Raw genomic sequence first — 17507 nt, 5'->3', positions numbered from 1 at the left:
GACGTTCATCCAGCCTTCGACCAGGCACGCTCGCAGGCGTCCAGCCAGCGCAGGTCGGCTTCCAACCGCAAGATGACCCCTTCCAGCAGCAGCCCGGCGCCCGAGCCCGCCGGCTCGGCCAGCGCCGCCTGCTGCGCCTCGCGCAGGCGCCGCAGCAGTTCGCGGCGCTGTGCCGCGATCAGCGCCAGCGGGTCGGCCAGTTTCGCGGCCGCCGCGGCGGCGAGTTTGAGGTGAAACTCCGCCAGGTCGGGCTTGGGCCGGCCCACCTCGGCCAGCCAGGCGGTGACCCGCTCCTGCCCGGCGGGCGTCAGCGCGTAGACCTTGCGCTCGGGCCGCTCGGGCAGGCCGTCCTCGCGTTCGCAGACGACCAGGCCGGCGCGTTCCAGGCGGGTGAGGGTGACGTAGATCTGGCCCCGGTTCATCGACTCGCCGAGCGGCCCGAGGCAGTCCCGGAGCCGCGCGTGCAGGTGGTAGCCGTGTGACGGCTCCTTGGCGAGCATCGCCAGTACCGCGTCCTGCACTCCTGACCCCCTAACGGTTGGCTAATAGATAGCGGTTAGCCATAGAGGGTGTCAAAACGCGGATAAAGTCGGACCCATGATCCCCTGGCGTCGCCACACCGCTCGCGCCCTGCCCGTGAATCACGAGGGCAGGGTCCTGCTGCTGCAAGGCTTCGAGCCCAAGTCCCCCGACACCCTGCGCTGGTTCACGATCGGCGGGGCACTGGAGGGCGAGGAGTCGATGGCGGAGGCTGCCGCCAGGGAGCTCCTGGAGGAAACCGGCATCAAGGCCGCCCCGCAGGAGTTCAGCGAGCCGTACGGCACGAGCACGATCCGCTTCACCTGGGACGACTACGACATCACCCAGGACCAGACCTTCCTGTCGGTGTACGTGGGCGACGCGGAGGTCAGCTTCGACCGCATGGAGGCGATCGAGCAGCAGACCACGACCACGTTCCGCTGGTGGAGCGCGGACGAGATCAGGGCGTGCCAGGACATCTACCACCCCGACGACCTGGCCGAGCTGATCGACGAGGCGGTCAGGCGATCTGCTCGGTGAGGTTCGCGCCGCTCGACGGGTCGAACAGGTGGACGTCGTCGGGCGAGAACCAGACCGTCAGCTCCCGGCCCTCGCGCGGGTCGCACGCGGGGTCGAGGCGCGCCACGATCTGGGGCTGGCCGTCGGCGTCGAAGGCGGCGGTGTCGGCGAGGTGGTCCGAGGTGATCGCGCCGGTCGACAGCGAGAAGTAGGCCAGCTTCTCGGCGCCCAGTGACTCGACGATGTCGACGGTGTCGGTGAACGACGCCCCGCCGGGCAGTTCCTCGGTCTGGAAGACCTCGGGCCTGAGGCCGACGATGACCTCCGCGGGCACGTCGTGGCCGGCGAGCGCGCGGCGCAGGCGCGTGCCGTACGGGATGTCGCCGGCGTCGGTGCGCAGCGCCTCGGGGGTCACGGTCGCGGGCAGGAAGTTCATGGCCGGGGAGCCGATGAAGCCGGCGACGAACAGGTTGCGCGGGTGGTCGTAGAGCTCCTGCGGCGCGCCGATCTGCTGGACGAGGCCGGAGCGCATGAGCACGATGCGGTCGCCGAGCGTCATGGCCTCGGTCTGGTCGTGCGTGACGTAGACAGTGGTCGTGCCGAGGTTCTTCTGCAGGCGCGAGATGGTGGTGCGCATCTGCACGCGCAGCTTGGCGTCGAGGTTCGACAGCGGCTCGTCCATGAGGAAGGCCTTGGGGCTGCGGACGATCGCGCGGCCCATGGCGACGCGCTGGCGCTGGCCGCCGGAGAGGTTGGCGGGCTTGCGGTCCAGGTAGGGCGTCAGGTCGAGCATGGACGCGGCTTCCTGGACCCGCTTGGTGATGTCCGTGGCGGGGACCTTGGCCAGCTTCAGCGGGAAGGCGATGTTCTCGCCGACCGTCATGTGCGGGTAGAGCGCGTACGACTGGAAGACCATGGCGATGTCGCGGTCGCGGGGCGCCTTGTCGTTGACGCGCTCGCCGTCGATGAGCAGGTCGCCCGAGGAGATGTCCTCCAGCCCGGCGATCATGTTGAGCGTCGTCGACTTCCCGCAGCCCGAGGGCCCGACCAGGATGATGAACTCGTGGTCGACGATCTCGAGGTCGAAGTGGTCGACCGCGAGGGTGCCGTCGGCGTAGCGCTTGGTCACCCCGTTCAGCACGATCTCAGCCACGCGTCATCCCTTCACCGCTCCAGAGGTCAGCCCGGCGACAATCCGGCGCTGGAAGAACAGAACGAAGATCACGATGGGGATGGTGATCACGACGGCGGCGGCGGCGATCGAGCCCGTGGGGTCCTCGAACTGGGAGCTGCCGGTGAAGAAGGAGATGGTCGCCGGGGCCGTGCGGGCGGCGTTCGACGAGGTCAGCGAGATGGCGAACAGGAAGTCGTTCCAGCACATGATGAACGTCAGGATCGCCGTGGTGACCATGCCGGGCGCGGCCAGCGGCACGATCACGTGCCAGAAGGCCTGGTACGGCGTGGCGCCGTCCATCTTCGCGGCCTTCTCCAGCTCCCAGGGGATCTCCTTGAAGAACGCGGCCAGCGTGTAGATCGTCAGCGGCAGCGCGAAGGTGATGTACGGCAGGATCAGGCCGAGCCAGGTGTTGAACAGTCCCAGCGAGCGCTCGATCTGGAAGAGCGGCGTCACCAGCGAGATCTGCGGGAACATCGCGATCAGCAGCGAGAAGCCGACCAGCAGCTTCTTGCCGGGGAAGGTGAGCCTGGCGACGGCGTAGGCGGCCATGGTGCCGAAGACGATGGCGATGAAGGTCGAGATGAGCCCGATGCCGATCGAGTTGATCAGGCCGCGGGTGAAGTCGTCGTTCTGGAAGATTCCGGTGTAGTTGTCGAACGTCCACTTCGTCGGGATGAACGAGCCGTCGGTGATCGTCGACGGGTCCTTGAAGGACAGCGAGACGATCCACAACACCGGGATCAGCGCGTAGATCACGATCGCGATGTCGACCAGACCCCACTTGAGCTTCATCGGCGCTCACTTCCCGGCGCCGACGCCCCGAAGATCTTGATGAAGACGAACGCGATGATCGCCACGGTGATCAGGATCAGCACCGACATGGTCGAGCCGATGCCGAGGTTCAGGCCGCCGATCAGGTTGTGATACGCGATGATCGACACCGAGCTGGTGTTCTGCGCGCCGTTCGTCAGCACGTAGATGTTGTCGAAGATCCGGAACGCGTCGAGGGTCCTGAACAGCAGGGCGACCAGGATCGCGGGCTTCATCAGCGGCAGCGTGACCTTCGTGAAGCGCTGCCAGCCGGTGGCGCCGTCCATCGAGGCCGCGCGCAGCAGTTCCTCGGGCACGACCGCGAGGCCGGCCATGAGCAGCAGCGCCATGAAGGGCGTGGTCTTCCAGATCTCGGCCAGGATGATGATCCCGATGGCCGGCCACTGCTCGGTCAGCGGCGCCGTGCCGTCGGGCAGCAGGTTGGCCAGCCAGCCGGTGCCGGGCGTCCACGCGTACTTCCAGCCGTAGGCGGCGGCCACGGTGACGATGCCGTACGGGATGAGCACCACGGTCCTGACGAGCCCGCGGCCGACGAGCGTGCGATACATCGCGATCGCCAGCAGCATGCCGAAGACCAGCTCGACCGCCACGCTCACCGCGGTGATGAGCAGTGTTACCCAGAACGCGTTCCACCAGTACGGGCTGGACAGGACGGTGCCATAGTTCTCGAAGCCGATCCACGCTTGCTGCTCGGGAAAGCGCAGGTCGGCGCGCTGCAGCGACAACAAGAAGGAGTAGATGATGGGCCATCCGGTGACCGCCACCATGATCACGGCAGCGGGCGCGGCGAGCCAGAGGCCGAGCCTGCGTTCTGCGCGTGCGCCTTCCGTGCGGGCGCTCACGGCAACACCCCCCTGCTCTGCAGCGCGTCGGAGATCTGCTCGCGCAGCTGCGCCAGCGTCGAGGCGGGCCGGATCGCCGCCGGGGGCGAGAGGATCGCGGAGATCATGGTGGAGACGTTCTGGTAGGTCGGCGTCTTCGGCCTGGGCGCCGCCGTCTTCAGCGCGTCGAGGATGGCCTGCCGCATCGGGTACGGCTCGGCCATGGCCGGGTCGGCGTAGACCGCCTCCAGCGTCGGCGGCAGCCCGTCCTTGATCGCGGCGGTCTTCTGGCTCTCCGCGTCACGCAGGCAGAGCGCGGCGTCGTAGGCCAGCTCCGGGTGCTCGGAGTAGCGGCTGACGGCGAAGTTCGCCCCGCCCAGCGGCGACCTGCCGGGCCCGGTCACGCCCGGATACGGCGCCCACTTGAAGTTCGGCAGCATGTCGGGCTTGTTCGAGGCCATCGACGCGTAGACGAAGGGCCAGTTGACCTGGAAGGCCGCCCGTCCGGCCTCGACCGCCAGCCGGGCCTCGTCCTCGTGGGTGTTCGACAACGACGGGTCGGCCGCCTTGGAGGTCGCGTAGGCCTGCATGACCTTCAGCGCCTCCAGCGCCGGAGGCCCGAGCGACACCTCGGTGCCGCCCTCCTTGAGGATCTGGCCGCCCGCCGACATCACCATGCTGTTGAACCAGACGACCAGTCCCTCGTACTGCGCGCCGGTCACCTCGCCGTAGTGCGGCTTGCCGGCCTCGGCCAGCCTGGCCGCCTCGTCCATGATCCCCTGCCAGGTCGAGGGCGGGTTCGGCACGAGGTCGGAGCGATACCAGAGCAACTGCACGTTCGTGGTGTACGGCGCGGCGTAGAGCTTGCCCTGCCAGAGGGCGGTGTCGAGAGGCATCTTCAACGTGCCCTCGATCGCCTTCTTGGCGTTCTCGCCCGTCCACTCGCGGATCCAGCCCGCCTCGGCGAGCTCCGCGGTCCAGGTGACGTCCAGCGCGAGCACGTCGAGGCCGGGGTCGCCGGCGGCCAGGCGGCGCACGAGCTGCTCGCGCTGCCCGTCGGCGTCGCGCGGCAGGATGTTGACGACGATCTTGTAGCGACCCTTGGCCAGCTTGGTGCAGCGCTCGGCGATGGCCTTGATGTTCTGCTGAGGGGAGTTGTAGAAGTTGATCTCCGGGATCCTGCTGTCGCCACCCGAGGAACACGCCGCCGGCAACAGCGCCACGGCGACCAGGACCCCCTTCAGGCAGCGAGACATGCCTGGTCAACTACCCGCGGGCAGGTAACGATCACCCAGGGCGCAGGACACGGGTGGCACCGGCGATGAGGGCGGTCACCAGCACCCACCCCATGATGATCAAACCGTAGGCAAAACCCTGGGTCCAGCCCGCCGGATCGAACATGTCGCGTTGCCCGAACAGCGACACCGGAAGCAGGAGGTCGAAGGTGTAGGCGAAGGGTTCGAAGACCGGGCTCTCATCCGGTTTGACCGCTCGGGGAGGGTTGGTCCAGAAGACCGCCGTCCCAGCGGCCAGCAAGGAGCCGAACCAGACCGTGGCCAGCCAGGGGCGGTAGCCGTACCCGACCGTCATGTCGAGCAGCGCCCCGAAGAACTGACCGCCGGGGCCGCTGCGATGGCGGCGCCACGCGCGGGCCTTGGCCAGCTGGGCGCGCCTGGCGAGCACCTCGTTGCCGTCACGGATGTACCACGCTGCCAGCTGCTCGTACGGCTGCGGGCGGAAGCCCTCGGGGTCGCGGCCGACCCATCCGATGCGGCCGCGCATGTTGCCGCCGCGCAGGCGCTCGTAGGTGAGCCCGTTGAGCCGGATCTTCGACGACCAGGCGCGATGGTCGTCGTAGAAGGTGCCGACCCTGGAGTGTCCCAGGGTGATCACTCCGTCGATGGGTTCCTCGGGGCCGAGCCAGAGTTCCCGGGCTTCGATGCCTCCGAGGTGCAGCGCGTACTCCGTATCCGGACTTGTCACCTTTCCGGCCATCATCAGTGTGCCGTTGAACCGCGAGCCGCGCAGCCGTACGCATCCGTGGGCCGTGAAGCCCACGCCGAAGCGCATGATGTCCTCGACGATCATGTTGTCGCCGGTGAAGGCGTCCTTGCCGGGGTTGACCAGCGTCGTTCCGTCGAGCTCGATGCCGTTGTTCGCGCGCGCTCCCACCAGGCTCGTCGCGCCGGTGAAGTGGGCGTTGCGCATGAGCAGGCCCGAGTCGACGACCATCGAGTGGGCGTACAACGCCCAGGTGCCGTCGCCGTCGATCCGGGTGCCGGCCAGCCAGAGGCCGCTGTCGAAGGTGGCGCGTGCCATCCGCACGGCCCCCGTGACGTGCGAGCCCGACAGGCTCAGGTGCCCCGAGACGCGCAGGCCGCTGGCCATCACGCCGGGTAAGCGGCAGTCGACCAGTCGAAGCGTGCGCGAGGTGCAGCCGCTCATCTGCACGACCTCGTCCAGGTGGCAGCCCTTGAGCTCGACTTCGTGCTTCACCTCGCCGCCCCGCAGGTCGAGCACGCCGACGATGCGCGCGCCGCGCAGCCGCAGGGCGGGCACCCTGCCGGGGTCGGCCTCCACCGCGCCCAGGAGCAGGGCGGCGACGACCTCGGCGCGCACTGTGCGCTCCGGGCCCCACAGATGTCCGTCGTCCGGCGCGCTGGCGCCCGCCCCCTCGGTGCGCGGGCGGATCGGCCCCAATTGCACGGTCCCGCCCGAGGGGAACGCGCGCCACAACTGCCGTTCCGCTTTCGTCAGCCGCCTCATGATCCGATTGTCCGCCCCCGGCCATTCCTTGACGCAACCAAATACGACGATCATGCATCTATCCAGTGGAACGAAAGGGAAAAAGCAATGATCAAATCACGCGGGTTCGCCGCGCTCGCCCTCGCGGCAGCGGCCAGTTCGATGCTGATCGCCGGGCCCGCGCAGGCTACGGCGACGAACGAGGCGAGGTACGCCTGGCTCAAGGGCTGCGAGGTCAAGAACTCCTTCTTCCCGTGCGGGTCGTGGAACCTCACCCTGCGCAACGGCAAGAACCTGGTCCTCAAGGACGCCGTCGTCTTCCCCACGACCGCGGACGGCAAGGTCGACAAGCAGGCCAGCGCCCCGATCGCCATCAGCGGCAACGGCGCCCGCGCCGCCTACTTCCGCAAGAGCGACGGCAAGCTCGTCGTGCGCGACCTGGCCGCGGGCACGGTCACGCCGCTGCCGGGCTCTGCGGCCAAGCTGCCCAGGGGCCTGGGCATGATCGACATCGACCTGGCCTTCTCCGCCAACGGCACCAAGCTGTTCATCGACTACTTCGACGAGGCGGGCACCGCCAAGTCGGTCGTCGTCGACCTCGGCTCCGGCGCGCTGACCCGCATCAACGGCGCCGAGATGATGCAGAGCTTCAGTCCCGACGGCTCCTTCGTGCTGACCTCGCGGATCACCTCCGACAACACCACCGAGTTCGCGGTCTACGACTCCGCGGGCAACGAGGTGCAGAGCCAGGTCGTGCCGCAGGTCGTCAGCAACAACGCGCCCATCGCGCTGAACGACGACGGCACGACCGTGGCCGTGGTGATCACCGGGCCCGAGACGACCAGCAAGGCCCGGCTGCGCACCTACGACCTGGCCTCCGACACCGTCTCCGAGGCGGTCAAGCTGAGCTACCCGCCCGAGCAGGAGGCCCCCACGCGCATCACCTGGGAGTCGGGTGACGGGCTGACCCTGTGGACCTTCCGCAGCGACGCCGAGGGCAACCCGGTCTCCGCGGTGAAGCGGCGGGTCAACCCCGACACCGGCGCGGCGAAGAAGGCCGACTCGTTCAAGATCAAGCAGGGTCTGTGGACCTGGTGGCTTCCTGGCGACTGAGCCGGTCAGTCGCCTGCGCGAGCAGCTCGATCATCGCCAGGCCGCCGTGGCCCTCGTCGACCACGTGCAGTTCGCTGCCCGGCCAGTTCTTGTGGAGCTGCCAGGCCGTCTCCAGGGGGCCGCTGACGTCGTACTTGCCGTGGATGAGGACCGCGGGGATACCGTGGAGCCTGCCCACGTTCTCCACCAGGTCCTCCTTCAGGAAGCAGTCGTTGCCCCAGTAGTGCGTCACCAGGGCGACCATCGGCATCATGAAGGCGGGATCCTGGTGGCGGGGGCTGGGCTTGAAGTTGGGGTCCAAACTGATGTGGGTGTCTTCCCAGTCCATCCAGTCACGGGCGGCCCTCTCCCGCGTTTCCGGATTTTTCAGCAGTTTGGCGTACGCAGCAGCGAGGTTTCCGTCCCGGTCCTCTTCCGGTACGGCGTCGCGGAACCGCTCCCACGCCTCGGGGAAGAGCCTGCCGACGTCCCGGGTGATCCACTCGAGCTCCCGGGGACGTCCCGCCGTCACCGCGAACAGGATGATCTCGCTGACCCGCTCCGGGTGGCGCTGGCCGTACGCCAGGCTCAGGGTGGAACCCCAGCTCGCGCCGACCAGCTGCCACCGGTCGATGCCGAGGTGGCGCCTGAGCAGCTCCATGTCGGCGATCAGGTGGTCGGTGGTGTTGACCGACAGGTCGGTGTCGATGTCGGCGGCGCTCGGCGTGCTCTTGCCGCAGCCCCGCTGGTGGAACACGACGATGCGGTAGCGGTCGGGGTCGTGGTGGCGCCGCCAGTTGGGCGACGCGGCGCCGCCCGGGCCGCCGTGGACGATCAGCGCCGGCTTGCCGTCCGGGTTGCCGCTGACCTCCCAGTAGATCTGGTTTCCGTCTCCTACATCCAGCATGCCCTGGTCGTGGGCTTCGATCGGCGGATACATAAGCGCTAATATATCTCGCATGTCACCCAGTCAGGGCACCCTGATGCGCACGCTCTACGAGCTGACCGACGGGGCCATCGCCCAGCTCTACGTCGACGTGGGCATGCCTGAATACCGGCCGCGATACTCCCCGGTCGTCAGGGCCCTGGTCGCCGACGGGCCCATGACCATCCGCGACCTGGCCGAGGTCGTCGGCGTCACCCACTCGGCGGCCTCGCAGACCGTCTCCCAGATGCGGCGCGCCGGGCTCGTCACACTGGAGACCGGGCCCTCCGACGGGCGCCAGCGCATCGTTCACCTGACCGACAAGACCCTGAAGGCCCTGCCGGTCATCGAGGCCGAGTGGCAGGCGACCGTCAGGGCCGCGGCCGAGCTCGACGCCGAGCTGCCGGTGCCGCTCGCTGAGGTGCTGCTTGCGGCGGTGCGGGCGCTCGAAAGCAGACCGTTTCGCGATCGCATCCGCGCTGCGGGGTTCTCGGTGGAGTGATCCGGTTAGTCTGTCGAGCATGCCTTCGGGACTCGCTCTGGCCGCCGCGCTGATCCTGGGCAGCGGCTCCCTGGTGAATCCGGCCGCCGCGCCCGCGATCCAGGCGCGCTACGCCGGGTTGACCACGTGCGCCAAGCCCAAGCGTCACATCTGCGGGCCGTGGCGATTGTGGCTGAAGGGCGGCGCGACGCTGCCGCTGCGTGATGCCCAGGTGCGCTCGTTCGACGAGAAGGGGCGGAAGCTGGCCCTGCGAGCTCCGATCGCCGTCGACGCCTACGGCCGTTTTGCCGCATATTTCAAGACATCGACCCGACGCCTCGCCGTACGGGATCTCCACACCCGCAAGGTCGTGTCCATCCCAGGCACGGCAGGCGCCACGCCGCGCGGGCTCCTCATGCACGAGCTCGACCTGGCCGTCTCGCCCCATGGCCGCTATGTCGTGGTCGATCCGGTTCCCGGCACCCGCACGACCACCGTGATCGAGACAGCCACCGGCAAGACCTGGTCGCTTCCCGACTACGCCAGAGTGCGGGGCTTCAGCCCCGACGGCAGGCTGCTGCAGCTCCAGCTCGACTTCGAGGAGAGCGTCGCCTACCGCCCCGGCGACGCCGTACCCTCCGGCGGGGCCACCGTCACCGGCTGGGTCGGCCTGCGCGACGGCGGCACGCAGCTCGCGGGGGTGTCACGTGAGGGCCGCACCACCTTCGTACGCTTCTACGCCGCCTCCACCGCCATGGAGCACCGCAATCCCGTACGGCTGACGCTCCCCCGCGGCCACGAACCGCGCCACCTCGACTGGACGTCGTCGGGCAAGCTCCTCCTGCTCAGCCTCAAGCAGCCGGGCTCCTACGTCAGCCGCTCCATCGACCCGGCCACCGGGAAGATCAAGGTCGTCGACTCCTTCGGCATCAGCACCCACACCTGGGACGTTCACCTCGCCGGCGAGTGACCTTCACGCAAGCGGCGCCTTGGCCGGCCCGCGTCACGGCCCCGCATCACACCCTGTGTCACGCCCACGCATCAGGCCCTGTGTCACGCCCACGCATCAGGCCCTGTGTCACGCCCACGCATCAGGCTCTGTGTCACGCCCGCGCGTCAGGCCCTGTGTCACGCCCACGCGTCCTCCCATGTCTCCCAGGACGTCACGTTTCCGCGTCACGCGCCCGCGCCGCGTCACGCGCCCGCGGCAAGCCCCTTGGTCGCCGCGCCGGAGACCCGCCCCACGCGGGGCCGACCAGCACACCGTGGCCGCGCAACCGGCTACCGCCGATACCCCGCCATCCGCTCCAACCGCGCCACCCGCTCGGCCGTCGACGGGTGGGTCGAGAACAACCGCCCCACGCCGGCCCCACGGAAGGGGTTGGCGATCATCATGTGCGAAGCCGACGTCAACCTGCTGTTCTCCGGCAACGGCAACCGCCGGGCCCCCATCTCGATCTTGCGCAACGCCGAAGCCAGGCCCAGCGGATCCCCCGTCAACCGGGCCCCCGACTCGTCTGCCTGGAACTCCCGAGACCGCGCGATCGCCATCTGGATCATCGTCGCCGCCACCGGCCCGAGCACCATCATCAGCAGCGCCCCCAGGAACCCGGGCCCCTCATCGTCGTCGGACCCGCCGAAGAACACCGCCAGATAGCTCACCCACGTGATCATCGTCGCCAGCGCCCCCGCCACCGACGAGATCAGAATGTCGCGGTTGTAGACGTGCGACAGCTCATGCGCCACCACCCCGCGCAGCTCCCGCTCGTCGAGCAGCTGCGTCAGCCCGTAGGTCACGCACACCACCGCGGTCCGCGGTCCCCGCCCCGTGGCGAAGGCGTTCGGCTGCGCGGTCGGCGAAACGTACAACCGCGGCATCGGCTGCCGAGCCTCGGTCGACAGCTCCCGGACGATCCGATACAGCGTCGGCTGCTCCACCTCCCCCACCGGCCGGGCGCGCAACGCCGACAGCGCGATCCGATCGGAGAAGAAGTACGCCGCCCCGTTGCCCACCAGCGCCAGGACCAGCGCGATCTGCAACCCGGTGCTTCCGCCCAGCCAGCCACCGGCCACCAGGATCAACGCAGACATGGCCCCCAGCAGGACCGCCGTGCGCAGACCGTTGTGGTGCAAGGGTTTCCTCCGGTGACATGGCCTCAGGGGCGGCCCCGCCGCCAGGCGGAGTCCTGCCTTCTCCCTCTCCAACGACGACACCATGGCCGACGTTCCCGGCGCGTACTCGAACGCGTACTTACCGCAGCACGGAACGCCGTTCTAGCCGAAGGCGCCCAGCGTCACGGCGTCCAGCACCAGCTGCGGCGCCACGGAGAACAGCACCGCGACCACCAACGCCACGCCCGCGGCCACCCCCACCGCGACGGCCCCGCTCGCACGAGGCCCCCCTCCAGCCACCCCCACCCGCCCAGGGACGGCCCCAGCCGCCGGTGTGAACAGCCGGGCCGTCCAGACCACGTAGTAGTACAGCCCGATGACCGTGTTGATGGCCATCACCAGCGCCAACCAGCCCAGGCCGCCCTGCACGATCTCCCGGAACACCACGATCTTGGCGAACAGCCCGGCCAGTCCCGGCGGCAGCCCGGCCAGGCAGATCAAACTGAACGCGAGTGTCAACGCCGCCGCCGGGCTCCGATACGCCAGCCCGCGATAGTCGTCGAGCTCGTTCCGCTCGACATGCCGCGACACCATCATGACCACGGCGAAGGCGCCGAGGTTCATCGCCGCATAAATCACCAGATAGGCGATGGCCGCTTGGATGGCCTCGGGCCGCTGCACGGCGAGCGGCGCCAGGATGTACCCCGACTGCGCCACCGACGACCAGGCCAGCAGCCTGACCGCCGACCGCTGACGCATCGCCAGCAGGTTCCCCACCGTCATCGTGAGCGCCGAGATGATCGCCACCATCGGCGCCCACAAGCCGACCTGCCCGCCGAGAGCCACGTAGAGCACCAGCATCAGGCCCGCGAAGCCGGACGCCTTGGAAATCACCGACAGCAGCGCGGCGACGGGGATCGGGGCACCCTGGTACACGTCGGCGGCCCAGGCGTGGAACGGCACCGCTGCGATCTTGAACGCGAACCCCGCCACCACCAGCACCACGCCGACCGCCACCACCGATGGCGACAACTCGACGCCTGGCACCCCCGCCATCAACCCCGCACCGTCGGCCGCGATCGCCTGACTCCCACCGGCGACGGCCAGCCCCGGACCTGCACCGGCGGCCAGCCCTTGCCCTCCACCGGCGGCCAGACCCTGGCCTCCACCGGCGGTCAACCCCTGGACTCCACCGGCGGCCAATCCCTGGACTCCACCCGCCGCGATCGCCTGCGCCCCGCCGCCCAATGCGGCAGCACCGCCCCCACCGGCCATGGCCGCCTGACCTTCACCGCCGCCGCCCAGCGCCACCGCCAGCTGCGTGAGATAGACCGTGCCGCTCATGCCGTACAGCAACGAGACCCCGAAAAGCATCACCGCGGTCGAGACGATCGAGACGAGGAAGAGCTTGACCGCGGCCTCCGAGGAGCGCCCGTCGTAGCGGCGCAGGGCGGTGAGCGCGAAGACCGGCAGGGAGACGAGCTCCAACGCCACCACCAGCATGATCAGGTCACGCGAGGCGGGAAGGGTCACCGCTCCGACCAGCGTGCAGAGCAGCAGGAAATACCACTCGCCCACCGGGATGCGCCCACCGGACAGTTCCGTCATCGACAGCAGCACGACCACCACCGCGGCGGCCAGGACCAGACCGGCGAAGATCAAGGTGAACTGGTCGACCACGAACGAGCACGGCCTCCCCGCGGGTCCGGAGGCCGCGAGATCGCTCGGCACGCAGAACGTCGCGAGCGTCTCACCGCGAAGGGCCTGCGCGATCAGGAATCCACCGGCGGCCAGGACTCCCGCCAGCGTGATCAGGCCGAGCGCCGTCATCACCCTCGGACCCGGCTTCAGGAAGGCGTCCAGGAGCAGCACCAACCCGGCGACCAGGGCCAGCACCAGGGGTGGCGCGATCGCGAAGTAGTCGATCGATTGGATCATGGTGTCACCCGCGTCTCGCTCGCCACCGGATTCCGCCGCGATTCAACGAGCGCCCCGCCTCGCCGAACCAGACCACAGCAGGACGGCACCATGCCATAGCAGGGCGGCACCACGCCGCAGCAGGACGCCACCATGCCGCAGCGGGACGGCCGACGCGAGGCTGAACCTGGCCTTCCGACGCATCCCCGGCACATCGTCACGTCGCGACGCCGCGTCACGTCGCGGCACCGCGTCACGTCACGACGCCGCCCATGCCGACGTGGCCACCGCCCTATTGAGGCGAGAGCGCTGCGTCTCTCCATCGCCGTCACGCCCCTATCCCCAGCAGCGCCTGTACGGCAGGCGTCGTCACCGAGAACAGCAGCTTCGGCCACAGTCCGAACAGGATCGTCAGCACGATCAACGGTGTCCAGGCGACCAGCTCGTATGCTCGCAGATCCGGCATGGCGGGCACGGCGGGCTCGTCTGGTTCGGGAGCCTCCCCGGCCGGCTCCCCCTCGAGCCAGTCGTCCGAGTACCCCCACTCCGACCTGTCTTCCTCCCACGAGTGCTCCACCGAGTCGATGGGCCGCTCATCGGGGAACTCCTCATGCCGCACCGCAGGTGCCATCGGCAGCGGCGCCCGCGACGGATCCGCAGAACCACCCATCGCCCCGGCCCTGCCAGCCCCAGCGGCTGAACCGGTCCCGCCTGCCCCAGCGACTGCCCCAACTCCGCCTGCCCCAGCGACCGGCCCGGTCCCGCCTGCCCCAGCGCCAAGCCCTGCTCCGCCGGTTGTCACAGCGACAGGACCATGCCCAGCCCCTCCACCGACGAGCGCAGCCTCCGACCGTCGGCCCGGCAGCCCGTGGGTGACGCGGGAGAGCATGACCAGGAAGTACGCAGCCGTCAGCAGCGCTCCCAACCCCCCGATCACCATGAACGTCACGAACAGCGGCCGTGGTAGCCCGGCAGCCGGTTCGAAGGCGCTGAAGAGGGCCAGCATCTCCCCCCAGAACCCGGCCAGCCCCGGCAGCCCCAGTGACGCGAAGCAGGCGAACGACAACACGGCGCCCAGGTGCGGAAGCACGGCCAGCATGCCCCCGCCGAGCTGCGTCATGTCGGCCGTGCCGTACCTGGACTTGATGCCGCCGGCGACGAAGAACAGCAGCCCGGTGATCAGTCCGTGGGCGATGTTGGCGAACAGGGCGGCGTTCATACCGGCGGGCGTCAGCGTCGCCAGGCCGAGCAGGACGAAGCCCATGTGCCCGATCGAGGAGTAGGCGATGAGGCGTTTCAGGTCGCGTTGCGCCAGGCAGGCCAGTGCCCCGTAGATGATGCCGACGACGCCGAGTGCTCCGAGCCAGGGTGCGACGGCCGCCGCGCCTTCGGGGAGGATCGGGATGGCGATGCGCGCTATGCCGTACGTGCCCATTTTGAGGAGCACGCCCGCGAGCAGCACGGAGCCGACCGTGGGCGCCTCGGTGTGGGCGTCGGGCAGCCACGTGTGCAGCGGCCACATGGGGGTCTTCACGGCGAATCCCACGCCCACCGCGACGAACGCGAGCACCTGGATGCCCCTGGCCATGCCCGTGCCTTGGGCCTGGGCCAGGGCGACCATGTCGAGCGTGCCGGTCTGCGCCCAGATGAGCAGCAGCCCGAGCAGGAGCACGACCGAGCCGAGCAGGGTGTAGAGGATGAACTTGAGCGCGGCCGCCCGGCGGTCGGCGCCTCCCCAGACGGCGATCACGAAGTACATCGGGATCAGCACGACCTCGAAGAAGACGAAGAAGAGCAGGAGGTCGAGCGCCATGAAGGTGCCGATCATCCCCACTTCGAGGACGAGCAGCGTGAAGATCAGAGCCCTGGGGCGGCCGGGTTCTGGGCGCAGGAGCTGGCCCGGTTGCCTGGCGTCGCCCCAGCACAGGTAGAGGAAGCACAGGAAGGTCAGGAGCGCGGTCAGCACGACCAGCGGGAGCGAGATGCCGTCGACGCCCAGGTGGAAGTGGAGCGCCAGGCCGGGCGCCCATTCCCAGTCGATCACGAACTGCGGGGTGGCGGCGTCGGCGTAGTCGAAGGTCACGGCCAGGATCACGGCCAGGACGAGCGTCGCCCCCGTGACCGCGAGGCCGTAGACGCGCAGCAACCCGCGCCGGGACGTGGCGGGCGACAGGAGCACCAGCGCGCCTAGCAGCGGCACCGCCACCAGTGCGACAGGTAGCCAGCTCATCGGCCCACCACCCCATCCCTTCGAGAAGCCACCCGGGCCGACGCGTCAGCGACGATCATGTGAACATCACCGCCCCCACCGCGATCAGCAGCACCCCGGCGAGCACACCGCTCACGTACAGCTGGACGTTGCCGTTCTGCGCCAGCCGCAGCAGCCCGGAGGCGCCGACGACGGACCGCCCCGACTCGCGCACGGCGCCGTCGACCACACGGGAGTCGGCCCTGGCCACCAGCCGCGCCATCGCCAGCACGGGCCGCACGAACAGCACGGCATACGCCCGATCGAGGTAGAAGGCCTGCTCACACGGCACGCGGAAGGGCCCGAGCATGCGCGCCGGATCCGCGGCCGGGTCGCTGCGCCAGACCGCGTAGACGATCCCGACACCCAGGAGGGCGAGCGCGACGCTGATCACCGCCACGGTCGCGTCGAGGTGCCCGAGGCCCGGCAGCCCCAGCAGCATGGCTGGTACGGCAAGCAGGATGACGGGCAGCAACATCGACAGAGGGGCTTCACGCACGTCGATGACATGGGCCGTGCCAGGAGGCGGCTCCGGCAACGCGATGACGGCTCGTGGCCTGCCGAGGAACGTGCGCAACCAGGCACGCGTGGAGTAGGCGCCGGTCACCACCAGCGTCGCCAGCGCGCAGCCGTACAGGAGCACCGCGGCCGCATCGGTCAGGCGCCCTCCGGTCATGGCCTGCTCCACGGCCAGCAGGACGCTGTCCTTGCTGAAGAATCCGCTGGTCGGCGGCAGGCCGATGAGCGCGGCGAAACCCACACCCATCGTGACGAAGGTGACGGGCAGCTCGCGTCGCAGCCCGCCCATCTGGCTCATGTAGTTGACGCCCACGTGATGGATGACCACGCCCGCGGCCAGGAACAGCAGCGCCTTGAACGCCCCGTGGGTGATCAGGTGGAAGATCGCGGCGGTGGACGATCCGGCGGCGAGCGCGGCGGCCATGAAGGCGAGCTGGCTGATCGTGGAGTACGCGAGGACCCGTTTCAGGTCGTCCTGCGCAAGAGCGGCGAGCGCGGAGCCCAGCATGCCGAGAGCGGCCAGCACGGCGAGCACGTCGAGCGTCGGTTGCGCCTGCAGGAAAGCCGGGAAGAGCCTGGCCACGATGAAGATGCCCGCGGCCACCATCGTCGCCGCGTGGATCAGGGCGCTGATCGGCGTGGGGCCGGCCATGGCGTCGGGCAACCAGGTGTGCAGCGGGACCTGCGCGCTCTTGCCCGCCACGCCGGCCAGCAGCAACATGGTCGCCGCGACCAGCGTGCCCGTGGACATCTCGGGCACCTTCGCGAGCACGTCGACGATGCGGAAACTGTCGGCCGCCGCGCCCAGCACGAAGATGCCGAACAGGAAGCCCACGTCGCCGAGGCGCGTCACCAGGAAGGCCTTGATCGCCGCCCGCGAGTTGCCCAGGTCCTCCCACCAGTGGCCGATAAGGAGGTAGGAGCACAGGCCCATGACCTCCCAGCCGACGTACAGCACCAGCAGGTCGCCCGCATAGACCACGAGCAGCATCGCGCTGGTGAACAGGCTGATGAAGGCGCTGTACGACGGGTAGCGGGCGTCGTCCTTGAGGTAGCCGACCGAATAGACCTGTACGGCAAGCGCGACGAGGGTGACCAGGACACCGAGGATCACGGACAGGCCGTCGGCCTGCAGGCTCAGGGAGATGGGGATGGCGCCCGTCTCGATGGTGCCGTAGGTGATCGGGTCGGCGGCTCTGGCGGGGACGTCGTTCTCGATCTGGCCGAGGAAGCTCAGGCCTTCATGCCAGGCCAGCCACAGGGCGAGGACGGTGGCGGCGGCGGCGGGGATGATCGCGAACCAGGCGGCGCGGCTGTTGGCACGGCGGTTTCCCTCGGTGGCCGGGGCGCCAGGGTGACCGCCGCCGGTCTCTCGTGTGCCCAGTCTCGACAGGAGCAGCCCGGCCGCCGCCGCCAGGAAAGGCAGGACGATGACCAGCGGAAGGATCACGTTCGCCGTCATCCCGCACCACCCCTCCTGACCGGCTCGTCCGCTCCTGCCCCGTTGCCCGCCTCGCGGCTGCCTTCCACTCCTGCCAGCGGACGATGGCCTGACGCCAACTGCTGCTCGCCGCCCAGCCCGCCGTCGTCGGCCTGCCGTA

The 17507-nt window shown here is 69.4% G+C and carries 15 protein-coding genes; 4 read left to right on the top strand and 11 right to left on the bottom strand.

Annotated features, from left to right (window positions below):
• Window positions 1-5 precede the first annotated feature (5 nt).
• A complete protein-coding gene (locus ACIBH1_RS26785) occupies window positions 6-521 on the bottom strand; it encodes a PadR family transcriptional regulator (RefSeq protein ID WP_397316666.1) in 516 nt (171 codons plus the stop codon).
• A gap of 76 nt (window positions 522-597) precedes the next feature.
• On the opposite strand from ACIBH1_RS26785, the gene ACIBH1_RS26780 reads away from it, so the two are divergent.
• Window positions 598-1059: an NUDIX hydrolase gene (locus ACIBH1_RS26780; RefSeq protein ID WP_397316665.1), complete on the top strand. Its 462-nt coding sequence runs from the start codon at window positions 598-600 to the stop codon at window positions 1057-1059.
• On the opposite strand, the gene ACIBH1_RS26775 is transcribed toward ACIBH1_RS26780, so the two are convergent.
• Genes ACIBH1_RS26775 through ACIBH1_RS26755 form a run of 5 tightly spaced genes read right to left on the bottom strand, consistent with a single transcriptional unit; the run spans window position 1040 to window position 6633 of the window.
• Window positions 1040-2191, bottom strand: coding sequence for an ABC transporter ATP-binding protein (locus ACIBH1_RS26775; RefSeq protein WP_397316664.1), 1152 nt, complete (start codon window positions 2189-2191; stop codon window positions 1040-1042). The two genes, ACIBH1_RS26780 and ACIBH1_RS26775, sit on opposite strands and share 20 nt — an antisense overlap.
• Before the next feature lie 3 nt (window positions 2192-2194).
• Complete coding sequence (locus ACIBH1_RS26770) at window positions 2195-3007, bottom strand: carbohydrate ABC transporter permease (RefSeq protein ID WP_397316663.1); 813 nt, start codon at window positions 3005-3007, stop codon at window positions 2195-2197.
• Window positions 3004-3888: a carbohydrate ABC transporter permease gene (locus tag ACIBH1_RS26765; protein ID WP_397316662.1), complete on the bottom strand. Its 885-nt coding sequence runs from the start codon at window positions 3886-3888 to the stop codon at window positions 3004-3006. Before ACIBH1_RS26765 ends, ACIBH1_RS26770 begins: the two co-directional genes overlap by 4 nt.
• Window positions 3885-5123, bottom strand: coding sequence for an ABC transporter substrate-binding protein (locus tag ACIBH1_RS26760; protein ID WP_397316661.1), 1239 nt, complete (start codon window positions 5121-5123; stop codon window positions 3885-3887). The genes ACIBH1_RS26765 and ACIBH1_RS26760 overlap by 4 nt, the downstream gene beginning before the upstream one ends.
• A 31-nt stretch (window positions 5124-5154) precedes the next feature.
• Window positions 5155-6633, bottom strand: a complete 1479-nt coding sequence (locus tag ACIBH1_RS26755; RefSeq protein WP_397316660.1) for a hypothetical protein — start codon at window positions 6631-6633, stop codon at window positions 5155-5157.
• Window positions 6634-6720: 87 nt separating this feature from the next.
• On the opposite strand from ACIBH1_RS26755, the gene ACIBH1_RS26750 reads away from it, so the two are divergent.
• Window positions 6721-7725 (top strand): hypothetical protein, encoded by a 1005-nt coding sequence (locus ACIBH1_RS26750; RefSeq protein WP_397316659.1) that lies wholly within the window; start codon window positions 6721-6723, stop codon window positions 7723-7725.
• Here the strand turns inward: ACIBH1_RS26750 and pip are convergent.
• The gene (gene pip / locus ACIBH1_RS26745) at window positions 7685-8644 is read right to left on the bottom strand and encodes a prolyl aminopeptidase (protein WP_397316658.1); all 960 of its coding nucleotides are present in this window, start codon (window positions 8642-8644) and stop codon (window positions 7685-7687) included. The genes ACIBH1_RS26750 and pip overlap by 41 nt on opposite strands.
• A 19-nt stretch (window positions 8645-8663) precedes the next feature.
• On the opposite strand from pip, the gene ACIBH1_RS26740 reads away from it, so the two are divergent.
• Both ACIBH1_RS26740 and ACIBH1_RS26735 read left to right on the top strand, forming a co-directional pair.
• The gene (locus tag ACIBH1_RS26740; RefSeq protein ID WP_397316657.1) at window positions 8664-9131 is read left to right on the top strand and encodes a MarR family winged helix-turn-helix transcriptional regulator; all 468 of its coding nucleotides are present in this window, start codon (window positions 8664-8666) and stop codon (window positions 9129-9131) included.
• A gap of 19 nt (window positions 9132-9150) precedes the next feature.
• Complete coding sequence (locus ACIBH1_RS26735) at window positions 9151-10080, top strand: hypothetical protein (protein ID WP_397316656.1); 930 nt, start codon at window positions 9151-9153, stop codon at window positions 10078-10080.
• A gap of 311 nt (window positions 10081-10391) precedes the next feature.
• Here ACIBH1_RS26735 and htpX read toward each other — a convergent pair whose 3' ends face one another.
• The 4 genes from htpX to ACIBH1_RS26715 all read right to left on the bottom strand — a co-directional run bounded on the left by htpX (window position 10392) and on the right by ACIBH1_RS26715 (window position 17368).
• Window positions 10392-11243 carry a zinc metalloprotease HtpX gene (htpX, locus tag ACIBH1_RS26730; RefSeq protein WP_397316655.1) on the bottom strand — a complete coding sequence of 284 codons (852 nt, stop codon included), beginning with the start codon at window positions 11241-11243 and terminating at the stop codon, window positions 10392-10394.
• A gap of 141 nt (window positions 11244-11384) precedes the next feature.
• Complete coding sequence (locus ACIBH1_RS26725; RefSeq protein ID WP_397316654.1) at window positions 11385-13160, bottom strand: NADH-quinone oxidoreductase subunit N; 1776 nt, start codon at window positions 13158-13160, stop codon at window positions 11385-11387.
• Between the two features lie 307 nt (window positions 13161-13467).
• Window positions 13468-15369 (bottom strand): NuoM family protein, encoded by a 1902-nt coding sequence (locus tag ACIBH1_RS26720; RefSeq protein WP_397316653.1) that lies wholly within the window; start codon window positions 15367-15369, stop codon window positions 13468-13470.
• Between the two features lie 55 nt (window positions 15370-15424).
• The gene (locus tag ACIBH1_RS26715; RefSeq protein ID WP_397316652.1) at window positions 15425-17368 is read right to left on the bottom strand and encodes an NADH-quinone oxidoreductase subunit L; all 1944 of its coding nucleotides are present in this window, start codon (window positions 17366-17368) and stop codon (window positions 15425-15427) included.
• Window positions 17369-17507: the final 139 nt, after the last annotated feature.

It is taken from the genome of Nonomuraea sp. NPDC050663, assembly GCF_044456985.1.
Classification (GTDB): Bacteria; Actinomycetota; Actinomycetes; order Streptosporangiales; family Streptosporangiaceae; genus Nonomuraea.
Note: the sequence above shows the minus strand (reverse complement) of the source record. Positions and strands in the feature narration are given on the sequence as shown.